This window comes from Pseudoalteromonas sp. MT33b (assembly GCF_014117385.1).
Classification (GTDB): Bacteria; Pseudomonadota; Gammaproteobacteria; order Enterobacterales; family Alteromonadaceae; genus Pseudoalteromonas; species Pseudoalteromonas lipolytica.
In genome coordinates, this window is sequence record NZ_CP059832.1 from 477063 (window position 1) to 494769 (window position 17707).

The window sequence follows — 17707 nt, forward strand, 5'->3', positions numbered from 1 at the left end:
TTGTTGCTGTTAGTTTAGCAAGATAGTCTAAACTATTATCAAATAAACAATAAAAACGGGAATATTCAATGCGGCAGTTAGCATTAGCAAAAAAGCTTTTATGGCTTACCGTAGGAAGCATTTTTATTACAGTGTTTGTACTTTCTAGTGTGCTCTGGTGGCAGCTTTCACAAAGTAATGAGCAACTTGCTGGGCAGTCTGAAAAATTAATTGTTGCAGAGGTTGAAGATAAACTTTCTTCCAATGCGGCAGCATATGGCGAACAAGTCGCTGGCTTTATAAATGAAGCTTACCGTGTGCCTTATTCATTTGCAGCTATCCTCGGTGATGAACAAGCTGCAAATGCCATTACGCGTGATGCTGTGGTTGAATTAAACCGCGCATTATTAGAAAAAAATACACTTCTTTCATCTATCTATACCCAATTCGAACGCAATGGTTTTGATGGCCGTGATGCGAATTTTATAAGTGGTTATGATCATTCAGTTGCAGGGGCAGGTACCCTAGAAATTTATTTTACGCGTAATCGTGATGGTGCTATTGAGCAGCAAGTGGTTGAAGACGTAGAAGAAAAATATGTAGATAAACTGAGTGAATTCGGTCAACGAGAAGCCGAATGGTACCTTTGTGCAAAAGACACGAAAGTCCCGTGCATTATGGAGCCGTACCTATACGAAATTTCGCCAGGTTATTCAGAAATGATGACCTCACTTACGGTGCCTATTATTAGAAATAGTGAGTTCATTGGTGTTGCAGGGGTTGATTTAACGTTACCCGTGTTCCAAACAATGACAGAAAAACTGTCAAAAGAGCTGTATAACGGAAAAGCGCGCGTAACCTTATTAAGCTCGCTTGATTTGGTTGTAGGGAGCAGTCATTACAAAGATAAATTAGGCCGACCACTTAAAGAAGTCGTGCCTAAAAATATGCTTGATAACTACAACAGATTAAAAAAACAAAACGGAATTTTTAAGGTCGAGGACGAGTATTTAGTTAACTACCCCATCACCATTAAGCTTGCTAAAAAGCAGTGGAATTTATTAATCGAAGTGCCGACTGAACTTGCTCTTGAAGGGCCGCAAGCATTAGCTGACAGCATGAGCGAAAATGCTAATACGCTTGGAGGATTGATTTTAGTCACCGGAATTATTATCGCAGGCGCTGCTTTTGTGATCATGTTGCTGGTGATCCGTACTATCGTCGCTCCTCTTCAGCAGATACAGCAACGGGTTGATAATTTGGCAAGTTCAGAGGGCGATTTAACACAAACATTGCATGTTGATACCCATGAAGAATTGATTGCGTTGGCAACAGGGTTTAATGCTTTCTTAGCTAAATTAAGAGATCTTATCTGTGAACTGAAAAATGTTTCTGCGCAGACAAAACAACAAGCTGAATTAGCGACGCATGTGTCGGTAGATACAAAACACAATGTTCAATCACAGTTCCAAGAGATTGAAAGCGTGGTTACAGCCATGAACGAAATGAGTGCGACTGCCCTTGAAGTGGCACGAGCTTCTGAGCAATCGGCACTGCAAGCAGACGAAATTAATAGCCTTGTTGTAAACAGTGAGTCGAGCTTATCGTCGGCGGTAACTCAAGTTAAAACGATGTCGAGTGAGATTAAACAAGCGAACCAAGCCGTTGAAAAAGTGGCTGCGCGAAGTAATGACATTACACAAATACTCGATGTGATCAGAACCATTGCAGAGCAAACCAACTTATTAGCGCTCAATGCCGCAATTGAGGCTGCGAGAGCGGGTGAGCAAGGTCGAGGCTTTGCTGTTGTTGCGGATGAAGTGCGTGCACTTGCGTCAAAAACACGCGCATCAACTGACGATATTAGTGGTTTAATCGACAGCTTACAGCTAGAGGTCGGTAATGCATCAAAAGTCATTGAGCAAGGGGTTGTGCGTGCTCAAACTGCGGTAGACGAAACGTCTGTTGCATTTGATGCGCTGCATGAAGTAGTTGTTAAAGTGGATGAAATTACGCAACAGATCACCCACATTGCGACAGCAGCTGAAGAGCAAAGCTCAGTAACCGAGGAGATTAACCGTAATCTAACCCTAATCTCAGATGCTGCATCGCAACTAGCCGAGCTCTCGACTCAAGCCGGCGACGGTAGTCAAACGCTCAATGCGCTCGTGGCACAGCAGGATGATGAGCTTAATAAACTTAAAACCAAATAGCGTTTGAGTCGCACACTTCAAGCCGTCAGATTACTGAGTAACTGACGGCTTTTGTTTTTATACCGTACTTTAGCGTTTACTATTTAGGCAATTTATTAGACTAATAGTTAATGCGTTCAATTCTGACTTTTTTACTGGGTATTAAAATTAAAAAATACTGTCCCATATTAATTTAATTTATTTTAAATCAATTGCTTATATTTTATTTTCCTGTTATGCTTTTTGCTTGAAAGGTGTTTTTCAAAATTCATACCCTACCTTTTGCCTAATCGTGTTTTGTGTCTTGCTGCTTTACCCTAAGTACAAAATAAATACTCACACAATTTTTCAAGATAAGTAGTAGGAGAAGTCATGAATATGAGGCAGCATGAAGCGTCAAAAACGCCTGCTGATCAGGAATCAGAGACGCTTAGTGGACAAAAAAGCTATCAAGCACTTCATAAACCCAGCAGTGAATTTTCAAGTCGCGATGAATACCTAGAACACGAACTACAAATTATGCAGCCAAAGCGTTGGCGTCCTAACTTACCCTTTAGGGATTATCGCTTTGAGCTCGAAGATTCAATTCCAGCAATGGCCGGTACAATCGGTAAAGTAGTGATGGTGGGAGCCATTGCAGCTACGTTTGCAGCACCACTTGGTCTTGGCGAAGGTTTTATATTAGAAAATGTGCGCTACGAGCTATTAATTGTATCCATCTTTATTTTATTGTTTTCAGGATTCTTTTTACCAACGGCAAACTTAGCTGGAACGCATGGACCACTTATTCCTTTAATTCCAATTGTTGTTGCTGCGGGAGGTCATCCCATGGCATTTGGTTTACTAATTGGGGCGTTTGGCTTGCTATTAGCGCTCAGTAAAGGGGGGAGTTTACTTGCTGGGTTAACCAGTCGCGGTGTGTGTGGTGGTTTGCTTCTTTACCTTGGTTTTATTGGCACTATTTCACAGGTTAAAAAGCTGTTTGCGTGGGCCGAAGGCATTGATATGACTCATATCGCATTTATCGTGATCTTATCAACCATTGTGCTTTATGCATTACTTGAGCATTATAAAAAGCGTTGGCTTGCTGTGCCATTAAGCTGTTTATTAGGGGGGTTACTTGCTTTTTCACTTGGCGCACCTTTTGAATTTAAAACAGCGCCGGGCTTGCCGAATATGAACCCAATGTATTGGTGGGGTGAAAATACAGGCTGGATGTTAGGTCTACCCACACTCGAAAGTTTTGTGGTGGTATTGCCATTTGCTGTACTGGCTGTGGCGATGTGGTCTCCCGACTTTTTAGGTCATCAAGTGTTCCAAAAAATTAGTTACCCAGAACGTACTGAAAAAGTACAAATGAACATTGACGACACAATGTTCAGTGCGTCAATTCGTCAAACGTTTGGCTCACTTCTCGGTGGTTCAAACTTTACCTCCTCATGGGGCACCTATATTGTGCCAGCAGCCATTGCGAAACGGCCAATTCCAGCGGGTGCAGTTTTAACTGCATTATTTTGTATTATTGCCAGTATTTGGGGTTACCCAATGGATTTAGCTATTTGGCAACCCGTATTGTGTGTAGCCTTGATTGTTGGGGTATTTATTCCCTTACTTGAAGCAGGCATGGAAATGACCCGAGAAGGTAAAACCACGCAATCAGCAGCCATAGTGGTGTTTTCATCAACCTTAGTTAATCCAGCATTTGGCTGGTCATTAACGATGTTGCTCGATAATTTAGGTTTAATTGGTTGTAAAGAACGAAGCGCTGAATTAAGCCAAATGAGTCGTTGGATTATTCCATTAGTGATGTTTATTATTTTAACGGGGGTTATGGCTCTTGTAGGAATGTTGCCTGGGATCCCTGCATTAATGGCTGATTTTAGACACTAACTGACTTACGGGGTAAGGCTAAGTCGCCTTACCCTAGTTTCTTTTAAATACTTAAATACGCGTTACTTAAATACCACCTGTTTATTACTACGGGTATAAGTGCGTGTTTCAGGTTTAGTCCATTGCCCTTTCTTAAGATACGATGTCGACACCACAAACTGGTTATCTTTAAATTCGCTGGTTGATTTAACTTTTGTAATTCCCTCTTTATTGCCAGTCACATTCTCGTAGGCAACAAACTGTGTCGGGCTCAAAACATTCATCGTACCTTGCGTGTAAAAACCTGCGGTGGTGAAGTAATAAAAAACCAGCGATTGTTTCTTGCTATCCCAGAAAATCATCGATTCGCCACCGTATTCACCCTCGTTAATTGAGTGAAGTGTTTTAATGGCGGTGCCGTTTAGTGCTCGTTGCCACGTACTTACATCTTGTACTGCTGGTTTGCCTGCTGTTACGTTGAAGTCTGATTGCCAAGTGCCTAAGTAAGGCTCAAATACTTTTAGTTTTTCATCGAGAGGTTGCTCTGTTGCAAGTGCTGTTAAAGAGCAAAAGCACAGTGATAGTAAAAATGATTTTATATATGCCATAATACAGCCTAATAAATTTCGTTCGTTTAGCTGAGTATAGGCGATAGTTCATTGATTAAGAAAACATTAATTACATTTTCATTGTTGTTTTTAGCTTTGTTATGGCTCGCCTGTTGGCTGTTAAATATGCCATACCTTATCGCTGGGATTTACAGCGGTATAAGCTTAATTAGCTTTTTAGTGTATGGCTGGGATAAACGATTAGCAGTGCAACATGGTGAAGATGTGATCCGTGTACCTGAACGCACATTACACCTCTTAGGTGTGTTTGGCGGCTGGCCTGGATCATTAATTGCGCAACAATGGTTCAGGCATAAATCAAAAAAGCGCAGCTTTATCGCCGAACTGTGGTTAACTATCATCGTTAACTGTAGTGCGCTGTTTTCACTGTATTATTTACAGTTAATTTAAATAGTCAGCCTAGAGAAAGACCATTGGCGTTAAAAACTTTAATCTCTTTCTAACAGCACTGCACCGCTGTGCTCTTCGCCTAAATAATCATCTTTGTTGTAGATAGGGCATTTGGCCATTGATAAGCAGCCGCAGCCGATGCAGCCATTAACGCGTTCGCGTAACCGCTGCATGTATTGAATTTTTTCATCTAATTGAGTTTGCCAGACTTTAGAAAGTGCAGCCCAATCTTGCTTTGTTGGCGTGCGTTGTTCAGGTAGAGTGCTTAATGTTTGCTTGATGTCTTCAAGAGTAATCCCCATGGTTTGCGCTGCTTTAATAACCGCAATTCGGCGCAGTACATCGGGCTTATAGCGGCGTTGATTTCCATTATTTCGCCAGCTGCGAATAAGTCCTTTTGATTCATAAAAATGCAAAGTCGATACTTTTACACCGCTGCGTTTTGCTACAAAGCCAACGGATAGGTTCGCTTCAACAAGTTTTTTCTCACACCCTGACATATTTTACTCCTAAGTATTGACCTAAAGTTAGCTTGAGGTTTTACGCTGCACCCATCATAAAAAAAGGAGTGACAGTAATGCAACAAAAACCGACTACAAACACGGTAATTATCTATTCAAGTGCCCGAAAACAAGGTAATACAAGTTTGCAAGTAAATGATTATAAAACACAATATGGTGGCGATGTGGTTTGCCTTGATGATTATAGTATCTCGCCATATTGCTATGACAAGCAGTACAAAAATGATGATTTTTATGCGGTGTTCGAGGCGTTATTAGGGTACGAGCATTGGGTACTTGCATCGCCTGTTTACTGGTATAACACGACACCCCAGTTCAAAGCATTTTTAGACCGTATAACCGATTATATGGATGACGAAACACTCAGACCAAAACTGAGAACACTGCGTGAAAAACAGTTTTCACTGTTATCAAATGCAGGCTCTGCCAAAGCGCCGAATGCGTTTATTGACATGTTTAAAAACACCTTTAATTATTTAGGCATGAGCTTTAAAGCACATCAACATATTGAGGCTAGTTAAACGCAGATAAACAGGGTAGGCTAGAGTAAAAAAGTAACAGGATTCTTTATGAAATCAACGCTATTAGGCTTATCGCTTACCTTGTTAACCACGTTTAGCCATGCCGAGCAAACTAAGCCTGCAATTGAAGGTTTTGGTTTTTATTATGACGTACTAAATCATGCGCCTATCGCAGAGCAAGCGACCTTCAAAGTCGTGTTTGATGTGGCCGATGCTGCACAAAAGGGTAAGCAAAATAATAGTATTAACTCGTTAGCACGCTTTATTAATATGCATATTGCCCATGGTGTAAAACCTGAAAATATTCAACTGGCTTTAGTTGTACATGGCGGGGCAAGTGTCGATCTACTCGAGAACAGTTTTTACAAGCAGCGTTTTAATAGCGACAATAAAAACCAGCAATTGATTTCACAATTATTAGCGCATAATACGGTTGTCTATGTATGCGGCCAGTCGGCAACCCATATGAAAGTTAAACAAGAGCAGCTGATCCCCGGTGTACAAATGGCACTATCAGCCATGACAGCGCATGCACTCTTACAGCAACAGGGTTATACCTTGAATCCATTCTAATGAATATTCTCTGTTTTGGTGACTCAAATACGTATGGGATCTCGCCTGTAGATGGCAAGCGTTTCAACGATAATGAGCGCTGGCCAAGTTTGCTGGGCATTAAATTAGGGGCGGGGTATCAGGTTATCGAAGCCGGACAACCTAACCGTACACTGACCAATGAGCCCCCGTTTAGTGGTGATAAATTAGGTGTGAAATATTTAGAACCTTACCTACGAGCCTATCATGTTGATACGCTTATTATTCAACTAGGTACGAACGATTTAAAGCGCCGATTTGCATTGTCGGTTGCTGATATTGCAAACGCACTCGACACGCTAATTATCGAAATAAAAAACCACTATCTGCACCGTGAATTGCCAAAAATTGTGGTGTTGAGTCCGCCAAAGATTTACGAGGTAGGGGCTTATCAGTCTATTTATGCAGGGGCGAGTGCTAAAATACCCGTATTGTTAGATGCTTTTTCTAAAGTATGTGGGCATCACGGTTGTGTGTTTTTAGATATTACTGAGAATATAGCGCCATGTAAGAAAGAGGGTTTACATTTAACCGATGAGTCTCATAAACAATTGGCACATAAATTACATTATTTGCTTTGTGAGCAAAAAAGCCACAGGTAATGAAACACGGTGGCTTGGGCTTTAACCTTTTAATCAAGGGTTTGGGAGGTTATTTTAAAATGCGTAACTTACACTTAAACGTGTAGTGCGAGGCATAATGTAACGACCATTTGGTGCATCAGCATTGCGGGGATCCCCCTCAGTGATACCTTGTTCATCTGTTAAATTATCTACGGCTAATTGTATTTTTATACCTTCCATCGGCTCTACAATTAAACCTAGGTCAACTTTTTCGTAGCCTTCTAACACAACGGTATTTTCGTTGTTGCCGAAGCGGTCATCAACTGCTGATATTGTGCCGTATAGCGTTGCATACATGCCACTTACTTCAAAGTCATAGCTTGGTGTTACACGCACTTGCCATTTGGGCTGACGCTGGCTCTCGTTACCTTCATTGCTGGGGCTTTCAGTGATCTCAGTTTCTTGAAGAGTAGAGTTTAAGTTGACTGAGAAACCAGACTCGTGGTTATAGTTGTAATCAAGCTCAATACCGTATGCTTCGTTCGTTAAGATTTCAGCGGGAACACCTGGGCGACGAACAAACGTGTCACCTTTTACTTCATTGGTGAAAAGAGTTGCATAGAAATCAGTGCTATCAGTCAGTAACTTATAACCAAACTCTGCTTGGGTTACCTCTTTTATTAACTTTTCTCCTCCCTCGTAAGCTCCAAAGTTATCACGAAAATCATCGAAGTAAGGCATTTTGTAACCACGGTTCACGCGCGCAAATACGCCCATATCGTCGTTAATTGAGTAATTTATGCCGGTTGTCCATGACGTTTTGCTTTCGTCATATTGCACGGTTTTGTTGATCACACCATCTAGTCCCTCATCAACACTGTATTCAACTTCATGGTTTTCAAAGCGAATACCCGCATCAAGTGTAAATGCTTCATTAAGTGTAAACTGAGCAGTGGTGTAGAAAGCATTGGTGCGTGCATCACCTGTTGAGTTTATGTCGTAATTAAAATCACAACCTTCAACACTTGCATTACACGCTATTCCATCTAGCATTTCGCCGCCAGCTTCAAGCACATGATAAGCAGTATTACCTAAGCTCCACCAATCATTGGCTGAAGTATTTGCTGTGTAGTAGCCAAATGCAGTAGAAAGATCACCAAACTTTTTAGAAAAAGCTAAGTCATTAGTAAATGAGCTAATCTCTTTTAAAACGACCCAGCGACCGAGTTGTTGTATAGGGGTGTCTGCGTCATACACCGTGCCTGTTGCCGCTCCCGTTGCAAATTCACCATTATCGGCAACGTCAGCAACAGTTGTTGCCGAGCCACTCGGTACTAAACCGTAGGTGTTTGCATCACCTTTGGTGATATTAAAGCGATCTGTGAAGTTCCAGCCGTTGTCAAATTCAAGTTTGATGCTACCGCCCGATACATGACCTTTCCAACCCCGACCATCACCAATATCTACTTGATGTGCTTCGTTATTGGGTCCTGTGTATATAATCGCTTGGCGATTAAGAGTGCCTAGCTGCGTGTATTTGGCGTCAATGCCATCAACATTAAGAGGTGTTGGTAAGTACCATGCACCGTGGTCATCTGTTTGGCGTGTATATACATTGATTTCGCCTTTTTCCAGCACTTTTGTGATGTTAATAGTGAATTGGTTACCTTTTTCTGAAGTAAAACCTGCGTCACGAATACCTGGCGAGCTTTTTACATAACCACCCACCATGAAATATAAATCATCAGAAATTTCACCACTTATGACTGCATCAACTCTTTGTAAATCGTAGTCTGATGTTGTGTATTTGAACATACCTTCGGTATCTTCATGACCTCGCTTAAGACGAAAGTTAGTGGTTAGGCCAGGCTGTCCATTCGATACAACAGGGTTTGGACCGCCACGCAATGCCTCCATTGTTTCAATGGTTTCGTCGATACGAAATAACGACGAGTTCTCAAGGAATGACAAGGTTGGAGCTGGGTAAATAGGTGAACCATCAAGGCTTAAGGTTAAAAATGGCGCATCACCTCCTCCAGGAAAACCACGCACAAATACGTTTGCACCAGACTCACCACCCGAGCTTTCTACCCACACACCAGGTACAGCTTTAAATAAATCTGCCGTGCTTTTTGGTGATAGTTTAATTATTTGCTCTGCATCAATATTTGTAACTGCATAGCCAGCATCAATTTTACGTACGCCTACACCCGCAGGTGTGCCTGATACAACAATGCGTTCTACTTTTTCTTTTGTTTGTTTTTCAGTTTGTTCCGCAGCCATTGCAGTTTGGCCACTAATTGCAAACAGTATAGCGCAGGCAACTGCACTGCGAGTGTGTGTTGTTGTCATTGTGTGTTCCTATTTTTTGTATTGTTGAATCCACAGCACTAACAGTATTTATGGAAATGTTAATGCGATGCTTTTTTAAACCTTAGAATGTTATGCAAACGTTTGCAATTATTTTTTGCAAGTTTTGCTTTATTTTTGAACACAGAGTCTGTTTGTTGATGTATCTATTGAAAAAATATTATCTATAGCCGCGCAGCGATTTATGCTAAATAATGATATATTGAACACTCAAGTAATAAGGAAGGCAGTGTTTTAACATCATGAACGATAGAAAATTAAAGTTAGCTGATCTTGCTAAGTTAGCGGGTGTATCTACGTCGACAGTATCCCGTGCGTTAAATGATAACCCTTTGATTAAAAAGGAAACTCGTGACAAGCTTCAGCAACTAGCTAAAAAGCATAACTTTAGTTTAAATACTGCCGCTAGTCGTTTACGTACGCAAAAAACGAATGTTGTTGCAGTCATAATCAACCTTGATGGCGATACCGAACAATCTATCAATGACCCTTTTTTACTAAAAGTTGTCGGCGAGATTAATCTTGCACTTAATAACCACGGCTTAGAATTGTTGCTATCAAATTCATTTATGGCTAATGATGATTGGGCTAATTATTTTATTAATAGTCGTCGTGCTGATGGAATTATTGTTGTAGGACAAGGTAAAAGCCAAGTAAACATTGAAGCTGCAGCACGAGCTGGTGTGCCTTTAGTTGTTTGGGGTGACCCAAAAACACCCAGTAATTACCCTATAGTGGGCAGCGATAACTACTTGGGCGGGCGTCTTGCTACGGAGCACTTGCTCGAAAAGGGGGCTAAGAACATCTTATTCTTAGGGGATCCTGATCATGCCGAAATAGGTGAGCGATATCGGGGTTATATGGATGCACTTAATGCTGCTAAAGCAATACCGCACGTGGTTTCTATTGATATTACGAGTAGTGCAGCTTACAAAGGGATAAACCAATTATTGGTTGAAAAAGGGCTATGCTTTGATGGCATTATGGCGTGTAGTGATATGGTGGCATTAGGTGCAATGAAAGCACTAAAAGAGCGTTATATTAGTATTCCTACCGATGTTGCCCTCGTTGGTTTTGACGATATTGCAATGGCAGATATTAGCCACCCTTCGCTTTCTAGTGTTAAACAAAACACGCAACGAGCCTCTGTTATCTTGGTTGAAAAATTATTAGCACAGCTCGCTGGTCAAAAAGTAGAATCTCAAGTTATTGAAATTGAATTAATTAATAGGCAATCAAGCCAACGTTAGCCAACTTTTATACTTATATATCGCTTTATTTTGATTTTGCAAACGTTTGCATTTTATTTTGCACTAAACTAGACTGAATAAAAATAATCACAGGCTAGAGCGAATGACCCCAATAAGAATAACGATTGCATTGGCATGCAGCTATTTTGTGTTTGCTATTATGCTCAATAGTGTCGGCACTGTTATTTTACAGGCAATAAACAGTTTAGATGTCAGTAAAACAAACGCATCAGTTTTAGAAGGATACAAGGATCTCACAATCGCGATTGTGTCTTTTGTTGTGGCGTCATTCATTCCACGATTAGGCTACAAAGTCGCGATGCTAGGTGCGTTAATATTAGTGGCTATGCTCTGTTTAATTGTACCGAGCATTGCAGAGTTTTGGGCTTTAAAAGCATTATTTGCAGCGATTGGGTGTAGTTTTGCAGTAATGAAAATTGCTGTTTACTCTGTTATTGGTCAAGTAACAGACACTGCAAATAAACATTCAGCGTTACTGAACACTATCGAAGGTATTTTTATGCTGGGGGTGTTATCGGGTTACTGGATTTTTGCTCTCTTTATTGATGCTAATAACCCGCAAAGTAGTCACTGGTTAAATGTGTATTATCTGCTAGCACTTATTATTGCTATTGCAGTGTTAGCCGTAGCCACAGCCCCCATAAAATCGCCGCCACGTAGTAATCAATCGCAGTCTCAAGTGCACGCATTTATTGACATGCTACAGCTCACTTATCAGCCTTTGGTGCTTATTTTCATTGTGAGTGCTTTTTTATATGTTTTAGTTGAGCAGGGGGTTGGAACCTGGCTACCCACTTTTAATAATCAAGTGTTAAAACTCCCTGTTGATGTCAGTATTCAGCTTGCCAGTTTATTTGCCGCCGCCTTAGCACTCGGCAGGTTAGTCGCTGGGCAATTATTGCGTTTTATTGGTTGGTTTAAATTATTACTGAGTTGTTTAATTGCTATGGCGGTACTGGTGTTATTGATTTTACCGCTAACACACGATGTTGATGGCAGTAAAATAAGCAGTGTGTTTGATGTGCCTTTTGCCGCGTATATGTTGCCCTTGATTGGCTTTTTTATGGCGCCTATCTACCCATTACTTAATTCTGTGATGCTAAGTTCTTTAGCTAAACACCAGCATGCAGCAATGACAGGATTAATTGTTGTTTTCTCAGCACTTGGGGGGACAACTGGCTCGATTATTACAGGCTTTGTGTTTGATAAATTTAGCGGTCAGCACGCCTTCTACCTAACTCTTGTTCCTATTGCTTTATTACTAGTCAGTGTCGCAATTTTCAAAAAATTAACGTTAAAACCGCAGTATCTAGCAGCGTCTAACGCCTGCTAAAGGATGATTATGAGCTTTGTAAACAGCCAATTATTTAATGATGTTCAGCTGGCAGAAGTGTTTGCTGATTCAAAGATGTTCGCCGATGCTATACCGTATCAATCATGGCAAGTTGCTTGTGATCGTTATCAACAGATAGGCCCATTAAAAGGTGAGGAATTACATGCGTTTGTAATGACACATTTTACGTTCGCCGACCAAACTCTGCCATCTGCTAAGTTAGATTCTCTTTCAGTGAAGCAGTATATTGCAGATCTTTGGCCCCACTTACACCGTGCTGCAGATACTAATGAATCAAGTTCATTGTTACCGCTTAACTATGACTACATTGTCCCGGGCGGGCGTTTTCAGGAAATTTACTATTGGGATAGTTACTTTACAGCGCTTGGCTTAGAAGATATTGGTGACTTAGCTACAATTGAAGCAATGGTAAATAACTTTATTGATTTGCAAAATCGCATTGGTTGTATTCCCAATGGCAATAGAAGTTACTACAGTTCTCGCTCTCAACCACCGGTTCTAGCGTTAATGATACATATGCTGTGGCAAGCAAAGTACCGACAAAATGCTGATTTTGTTTGGTTAGCAAAGGGGGTGACCGCACTTGAATTAGAGTATCAGTTTTGGATGCGTGATCGTGACAAGCTTTCATCAGAACATTTGGTTTCTAAGCGTGTGGTGCGAATGCCTAATGGTGCTTATTTGAATCGCTATTGGGATAGCGCTGCCACTCCTCGCCCTGAGTCATTAAAAGAAGATTTACATGACGCTAAAACGCTTGGTTCTAATCAGCAGCGAAACTACTTTCAACATATTCGAGCAGCCTGTGAATCGGGCTGGGATTTTAGCAGTCGTTGGCTTAAACACGGTGATGATTTAACAAGTATAGAAACGAGCAATATTCTCCCCGTTGATTTGAATAGCTTACTGTATAATTTGGAGAAGACGCTTGCGCATTATCATGACTTATTAGGGCAACATCAACAGAGTGAATATTATATTGATTTTGCAGCGCGACGTTTAAATGCGATAAATGAGTATTGTTGGAATGAGTCAGCAGGCGTATACAGAGATTTTAATATTCGATTAAAACGCCAAAACCAAGTGGACTCTTTAGCGATGGCTGTGCCTTTATTTGTTGGTGCTGCATCTAAACAGCAAGCCGCACATGTAAAGCAAAAATTGATGAATGAGTTTTTAAAATCGGGTGGTTTAGTTACCACGTTATGTACAACATCACAGCAGTGGGATAGCCCAAATGGCTGGGCACCGTTGCAGTGGTTTGCAGTAAAAGGACTGATTGATTATGGCTACCACAACGACGCACAAACAATAATGAAACAGTGGTTAAACATGATTGAAATGCGCTTTGCTGAAGATAAATGTTTGCTCGAAAAGTACAATGTGTGTGATTTAGTAAGCCGTGCTGGTGGCGGGGAATACTCCGTACAGCAAGGCTTTGGTTGGACAAATGGAGTAACGTCTCGATTTTACACTTTGTTAGCTAATAATACGTAATACGAGAGGCTTAACGAAACGATGGTTACGTAGTAATTTCGTGAGCGTGCTCTTTAGTAACAGTCGTTCTTTATTCAATAATGTGGCCATAAGGTTCTTAATTTATTTGTAATACAAAATGAAATTCACCTAAAAGCCATGTATAATTTGCGCCCTTTAAATAACCTCTGTGGCTTGTGTAACGTCATAGTGGGTTTTTCATTATATGGGGTCTTTTCGTGAAAACGTTGCTCAAGCAGCATGGTGTTATTTTTATTCTTCTCAGTATGTTAACTGGCTTAATGGGCGCGTTTGTAAACCCATTAATGAGTTTATTTATTGTTGAAGGCCTTAATTCGCCCCCTATATATTTAGGTGTTTACATGGTTGCGGTTACCTTAACGGGTATAGTGATTAGCCAATGGCTGGGCGGTTTGGCTGATAAAGGCACAAGCGCACGTTCACTGTTTATGGTGGCTGTTTCAGGAATGGTGTGTGCGCTCATTACGTTTGCCAATGCAACTGCATTTTGGCAAGTAATGCTTGCTGGAGTGCTGTTTTTAGCGATGGGTAATGCTGCAATACCGCAAATGATGACAGTCGCTAGGCAATGGGCAGCTCGACAAGATAACATTGATATAACAAGCTTTAATTCGCGTCTGCGTGCTGCCATTTCATTTGCTTGGGTCGGTGGGCCGCCCTTAGGTTATTTGTTAGCGTCGGGTGGGCAATTTAGTTTGTCTTTTTATTTTGCTGCTGGGTGTGCATTACTCGCACTCATTTTTGCTTTTCTATTTATTCCAGACTACAACAACAAAAAGCGCACCGGCCTTGGTGAGCAAGCACCAGTGACCCCCAGTTCGTTTTGGTGTTTAGGTTTAGCCATTATGTTGGGTTCTACAGGCAACATAATGTATTCCTCAGCGCTGCCTCTTTACAGTATTAATGAACTGGGTTTTGCACAGCACACACCAGGCATATTTATGGGGGTGGTGGCTTTTTTAGAAATTCCAATTATGTTGTATAGCGCTAAACTTGCTAGAACACACAATAAAATAACATTGCTTGCTGGGGCTTTTTGCTGTGCGATCGTGTTTTATGTCGGTGTATTTTTTGCCTTTGAAGTATGGCACTTAATCGCTTTGCAACTGTTAAATGGTGTGTTTTACGGTATTTTTGCGGGGATTGGTTTAACGGTTTTACAAGACCAATTACCAGATCGTATTGGCTTTACATCTGCATTTTATACCAATGCAATTAAGCTCGGGGTAATGTGCGGGGCGGGTGCTACAGGTATTATTGCACAGTTTTATAGCTTCCGGTTTGCAACACTTGGCTCCATTACAACCGCATTGTTTGCTATGTTATGCCTAGCGCTTTTTAGGTTGCTGAAACAAAAAGAAGCGCAGACCGAAAAGCGGTTTGTTGAACACTCAGCAATTTAGTTAAGCGTCATGGTATTAAACTGAAAAAGCCCAGTAAATACTGGGCTAAAACAAGGGAGTGTTTATTAATTAAATAAATATTTTAATGTTAGTGATGTTGTACGGCCATTGATTGTACGAGCACGAATAATGTCGTTATCAGGCACTGACCCTTCTTCTGCTTCGGTAATACCCACTGTATCAAATAGGTTATTTACATTTAGCGATAAGTTTAAGTTTTCAGATAAGTCATAGCTTACAAAGCCATTTACTTGCGTGTATCCATCAAACTTCAGGTCGTTATTATCTTGTGCGTACGCATCCGTTGTGCCGATAAAGCTTAAGCCAGCAGAACCTTTATCAAAGTTATAACGCGCCATTAAAGAGTAAATTAGATCTGCCTGGCGACGTGGTGTATTACCAACAAGTTCTGGCGAAAGCGCGTCTTTTGCAATTTCGGCATCAGTCCAAGTTAAATTACCACGGAAATCCCATGCATCGATAAAGTAAGTCGATTCAATCTCAATCCCTTTAGCCTCGTATTCGCGGTCAAAGAACTTTTGTGATGTTGCTTCAAAGTTTTGCTCTTCGGTTTCAGCATAGAAAGCGGTTGCAAAGATTGACAGTGAATCAAAACGTTTTTTAACACCGATTTCGTACTGGTTTACTTCATCAATCGCGTCTTCTTTTGCAACTGAACCATCAGCTTGAACCTTACCAAATAGTAGACGGTCAGCATTCGCACGTCCGCCTTTGCTCAGGCGGGCAAAAGTCGCAAAACTTGGATCAATTTGATAGTTCGCACCGACAGAATATGAGCTGTAATTCCAGTCATAGTTAACGATGCTTGGGTTTGCGTTATCGATACCCGCTACATTTTGTTCTGGAATCGAAATAACGCCGTCATTATTCATATCGACAGTAGATGTTACAGCGCCGGCATAGTTACCACGAGCTTCACCGCTGTCATAACGAGCGCTTGCGTCAATACTTAAATCACCGAACTTGGTAGCAACGTTTATATAAGGAGCACGTGTTTCGTACTCGGTATCGTAATTACGTTGGCAGCAATTTCCCCAATAGGGTGTCCCGTATGCGTATAACCCGTTTTCTGAGTAATTGTCGCCATTGGCTGCTACCACATCAAGCAGGGCTGCATTATCGCCTTTAAGCTCCATAACATATGAGTTCCAAAGCCACGACATGTCAATTGACTGGCTAGATGCAAAGTAACCAAAAGTAACACTGGTGTCATCAGAGAATGACTTCGTTAGTTTTAGGTCATTAACGATAGAGCCCATGTCGTTAAGCGTTACATCAAATGTGTGGATACGCATGGCCAGATTATCACCATAGTTTTGACCAGCTGAGCCACCATTAGCATAAATCAGTGATGCACCGTCGCCTGCAATGCTTGAAGCGATTGAGCTTGCGCTGGCAACTTCGGCAGGAATAAGAGAAATAAAGTTACCGCTAACAGATGATTTTCTAAAGCGATTTTCAATACGCCAATCGTTTTCTAAATCGAATGCAGCTTCAAACCCTAGCGATGTTACTTCAGGGTTCATACCATTTGTCATGTCACCGGTGCTAATTTGGTTATCACCATTTAGGCGCAAGGTTTGTGTAAATAATGCTGAATGTGGTGTGTCTGATTGTGCGTCAAAGCCTGGGATTGAGTCGCCATTTGAATACATTGGCATTGGCAGGTAACCCACGCTTTTATCATCTAAGTGCTTAAAGTATACACGCACGTACCCTGTATCAAACTCTTTGGTTAGGTTAGCCTTGATTTGACCGCCTTTGTTTGATGTGTAGCCAGTTTCTCGCGGACCTTCACCTTGGCGAATAAAACCACCAATATGATAGCGGACACTGTCACTTAGATAAGTACCGTATTCAAAGTCTGTGCGAATTGAGTCGAAATCAAGGCCCACTGTCGTTGACACGCTGCCTGACTCATTTTCACCTGTTTTAGAAATAAAGTTAATAATACCGCCAGGGGCGTCACTTGCAGCGGTAGAGGCTGAGCCACCACGGATAGATTCAACGCTTTGTACGGTAGAATCTAAGCGCATGAAAATGTCTGCGTTACCAAAGGCAATATCGCCAAACTGCATAACGGGTAAGCCATCTTCTTGTAGTTGTAAGAACTTAGCACCCCCCGATGCGACAGGTAAGCCGCGAACTGCGATATTTGCATTACCTTCGCCACCCGTTGATTCAGAGCGCACACCCGGAATGGTTCTAAATGCTTCTGCTGTTGAGCGAGGTGTTGATACTTCAATTTCAGCCAATGAAACACTGCTGACCGAAGAGCTAGATGCCATGATGGTTGTGCGGCGGGGTACACCCGTCACAACAATTGTTTCAAGGCCTGTTTTTTTTGCTTCCTGCGGTGCTTGTTGCTCTTCAGCATACAGATTGTGGCTGATAGCAAGCGCTAAGGCGCTTAGAGTGTATAGGGCGTGTTTGTGTGTTGTCATAATGTGCCTCATCTCAATCCAAAGGTGACTTTGTTGTCTTAAAATTTAATCTTAATCGATTAAGTTAAGAT

The 17707-nt window shown here is 41.4% G+C and carries 14 protein-coding genes; 10 read left to right on the plus strand and 4 right to left on the minus strand.

Annotation, left to right across the window (positions count from 1 at the left end; all coding sequences use genetic code 11):
• Window positions 1-68 precede the first annotated feature (68 nt).
• Both H3302_RS18130 and H3302_RS18135 read left to right on the plus strand, forming a co-directional pair.
• The gene (locus H3302_RS18130) at window positions 69-2192 is read left to right on the plus strand and encodes a methyl-accepting chemotaxis protein (protein WP_065978940.1); all 2124 of its coding nucleotides are present in this window, start codon (window positions 69-71) and stop codon (window positions 2190-2192) included.
• A 351-nt stretch (window positions 2193-2543) separates the two neighbouring features.
• Window positions 2544-4061 (plus strand): DUF3360 family protein, encoded by a 1518-nt coding sequence (locus H3302_RS18135; protein WP_036972331.1) that lies wholly within the window; start codon window positions 2544-2546, stop codon window positions 4059-4061.
• 62 nt (window positions 4062-4123) lie between these two features.
• Here the strand turns inward: H3302_RS18135 and H3302_RS18140 are convergent, their stop codons facing one another.
• Entirely contained in the window at window positions 4124-4648 is a 525-nt protein-coding gene (locus tag H3302_RS18140) for a hypothetical protein (protein ID WP_065978941.1), read from the minus strand.
• 126 nt (window positions 4649-4774) lie between these two features.
• Between H3302_RS18140 and H3302_RS18145 the strand changes: the two genes are divergently transcribed.
• Complete coding sequence (locus H3302_RS18145; protein ID WP_310735070.1) at window positions 4775-5059, plus strand: DUF1294 domain-containing protein; 285 nt, start codon at window positions 4775-4777, stop codon at window positions 5057-5059.
• A gap of 38 nt (window positions 5060-5097) precedes the next feature.
• Here the strand turns inward: H3302_RS18145 and soxR are convergent, their stop codons facing one another.
• Entirely contained in the window at window positions 5098-5559 is a 462-nt protein-coding gene (gene soxR / locus H3302_RS18150; protein ID WP_036972328.1) for a redox-sensitive transcriptional activator SoxR, read from the minus strand.
• Between the two features lie 77 nt (window positions 5560-5636).
• Between soxR and H3302_RS18155 the strand changes: the two genes are divergently transcribed.
• Genes H3302_RS18155 through H3302_RS18165 form a run of 3 tightly spaced genes read left to right on the plus strand, consistent with a single transcriptional unit; the run spans window position 5637 to window position 7294 of the window.
• Window positions 5637-6101, plus strand: coding sequence for a flavodoxin family protein (locus H3302_RS18155; protein ID WP_036972327.1), 465 nt, complete (start codon window positions 5637-5639; stop codon window positions 6099-6101).
• Window positions 6102-6149: 48 nt separating this feature from the next.
• Complete coding sequence (locus H3302_RS18160; RefSeq protein ID WP_182396451.1) at window positions 6150-6674, plus strand: DsrE family protein; 525 nt, start codon at window positions 6150-6152, stop codon at window positions 6672-6674.
• Entirely contained in the window at window positions 6674-7294 is a 621-nt protein-coding gene (locus tag H3302_RS18165) for a GDSL-type esterase/lipase family protein (RefSeq protein ID WP_182396452.1), read from the plus strand. Before H3302_RS18160 ends, H3302_RS18165 begins: the two co-directional genes overlap by 1 nt.
• 54 nt (window positions 7295-7348) lie before the next feature.
• Here the strand turns inward: H3302_RS18165 and H3302_RS18170 are convergent, their stop codons facing one another.
• Window positions 7349-9607: a TonB-dependent receptor gene (locus tag H3302_RS18170; protein WP_180311705.1), complete on the minus strand. Its 2259-nt coding sequence runs from the start codon at window positions 9605-9607 to the stop codon at window positions 7349-7351.
• A gap of 260 nt (window positions 9608-9867) precedes the next feature.
• Here H3302_RS18170 and H3302_RS18175 point away from each other — a divergent pair, with 260 nt between their 5' ends.
• The 4 genes from H3302_RS18175 (at window position 9868) to H3302_RS18190 (ending at window position 15171) form a co-directional block, all read left to right on the plus strand.
• Window positions 9868-10875 carry a LacI family DNA-binding transcriptional regulator gene (locus H3302_RS18175; protein WP_065978945.1) on the plus strand — a complete coding sequence of 336 codons (1008 nt, stop codon included), beginning with the start codon at window positions 9868-9870 and terminating at the stop codon, window positions 10873-10875.
• Window positions 10876-10978: 103 nt separating this feature from the next.
• Window positions 10979-12229 (plus strand): sugar MFS transporter, encoded by a 1251-nt coding sequence (locus H3302_RS18180; protein WP_180311704.1) that lies wholly within the window; start codon window positions 10979-10981, stop codon window positions 12227-12229.
• Between the two features lie 9 nt (window positions 12230-12238).
• Entirely contained in the window at window positions 12239-13747 is a 1509-nt protein-coding gene (locus tag H3302_RS18185; RefSeq protein ID WP_118845186.1) for a trehalase family glycosidase, read from the plus strand.
• A gap of 218 nt (window positions 13748-13965) precedes the next feature.
• Window positions 13966-15171 (plus strand): sugar efflux transporter, encoded by a 1206-nt coding sequence (locus H3302_RS18190; RefSeq protein WP_244223160.1) that lies wholly within the window; start codon window positions 13966-13968, stop codon window positions 15169-15171.
• A 65-nt stretch (window positions 15172-15236) separates the two neighbouring features.
• On the opposite strand, the gene H3302_RS18195 is transcribed toward H3302_RS18190, so the two are convergent.
• Window positions 15237-17636 (minus strand): TonB-dependent receptor, encoded by a 2400-nt coding sequence (locus tag H3302_RS18195; protein WP_065978948.1) that lies wholly within the window; start codon window positions 17634-17636, stop codon window positions 15237-15239.
• Between the last annotated feature and the right edge of the window lie 71 nt (window positions 17637-17707).

What these genes read in the sequence shown, in the direction of transcription:
- H3302_RS18160 (WP_182396451.1), top strand. Translation starts at nt 6,150, where the DNA reads ATGAAATCAACGCTATTAGGCTTATCGCTTACCTTGTTAACCACGTTT.
- soxR (WP_036972328.1), bottom strand. Translation starts at nt 5,559, where the DNA reads ATGTCAGGGTGTGAGAAAAAACTTGTTGAAGCGAACCTATCCGTTGGC.
- H3302_RS18185 (WP_118845186.1), top strand. Translation starts at nt 12,239, where the DNA reads ATGAGCTTTGTAAACAGCCAATTATTTAATGATGTTCAGCTGGCAGAA.
- H3302_RS18155 (WP_036972327.1), top strand. Translation starts at nt 5,637, where the DNA reads ATGCAACAAAAACCGACTACAAACACGGTAATTATCTATTCAAGTGCC.
- H3302_RS18140 (WP_065978941.1), bottom strand. Translation starts at nt 4,648, where the DNA reads ATGGCATATATAAAATCATTTTTACTATCACTGTGCTTTTGCTCTTTA.
- H3302_RS18195 (WP_065978948.1), bottom strand. Translation starts at nt 17,636, where the DNA reads ATGACAACACACAAACACGCCCTATACACTCTAAGCGCCTTAGCGCTT.
- H3302_RS18170 (WP_180311705.1), bottom strand. Translation starts at nt 9,607, where the DNA reads ATGACAACAACACACACTCGCAGTGCAGTTGCCTGCGCTATACTGTTT.
- H3302_RS18145 (WP_310735070.1), top strand. Translation starts at nt 4,775, where the DNA reads ATGCCATACCTTATCGCTGGGATTTACAGCGGTATAAGCTTAATTAGC.
- H3302_RS18130 (WP_065978940.1), top strand. Translation starts at nt 69, where the DNA reads ATGCGGCAGTTAGCATTAGCAAAAAAGCTTTTATGGCTTACCGTAGGA.
- H3302_RS18180 (WP_180311704.1), top strand. Translation starts at nt 10,979, where the DNA reads ATGACCCCAATAAGAATAACGATTGCATTGGCATGCAGCTATTTTGTG.
- H3302_RS18165 (WP_182396452.1), top strand. Translation starts at nt 6,674, where the DNA reads ATGAATATTCTCTGTTTTGGTGACTCAAATACGTATGGGATCTCGCCT.
- H3302_RS18175 (WP_065978945.1), top strand. Translation starts at nt 9,868, where the DNA reads ATGAACGATAGAAAATTAAAGTTAGCTGATCTTGCTAAGTTAGCGGGT.
- H3302_RS18135 (WP_036972331.1), top strand. Translation starts at nt 2,544, where the DNA reads ATGAATATGAGGCAGCATGAAGCGTCAAAAACGCCTGCTGATCAGGAA.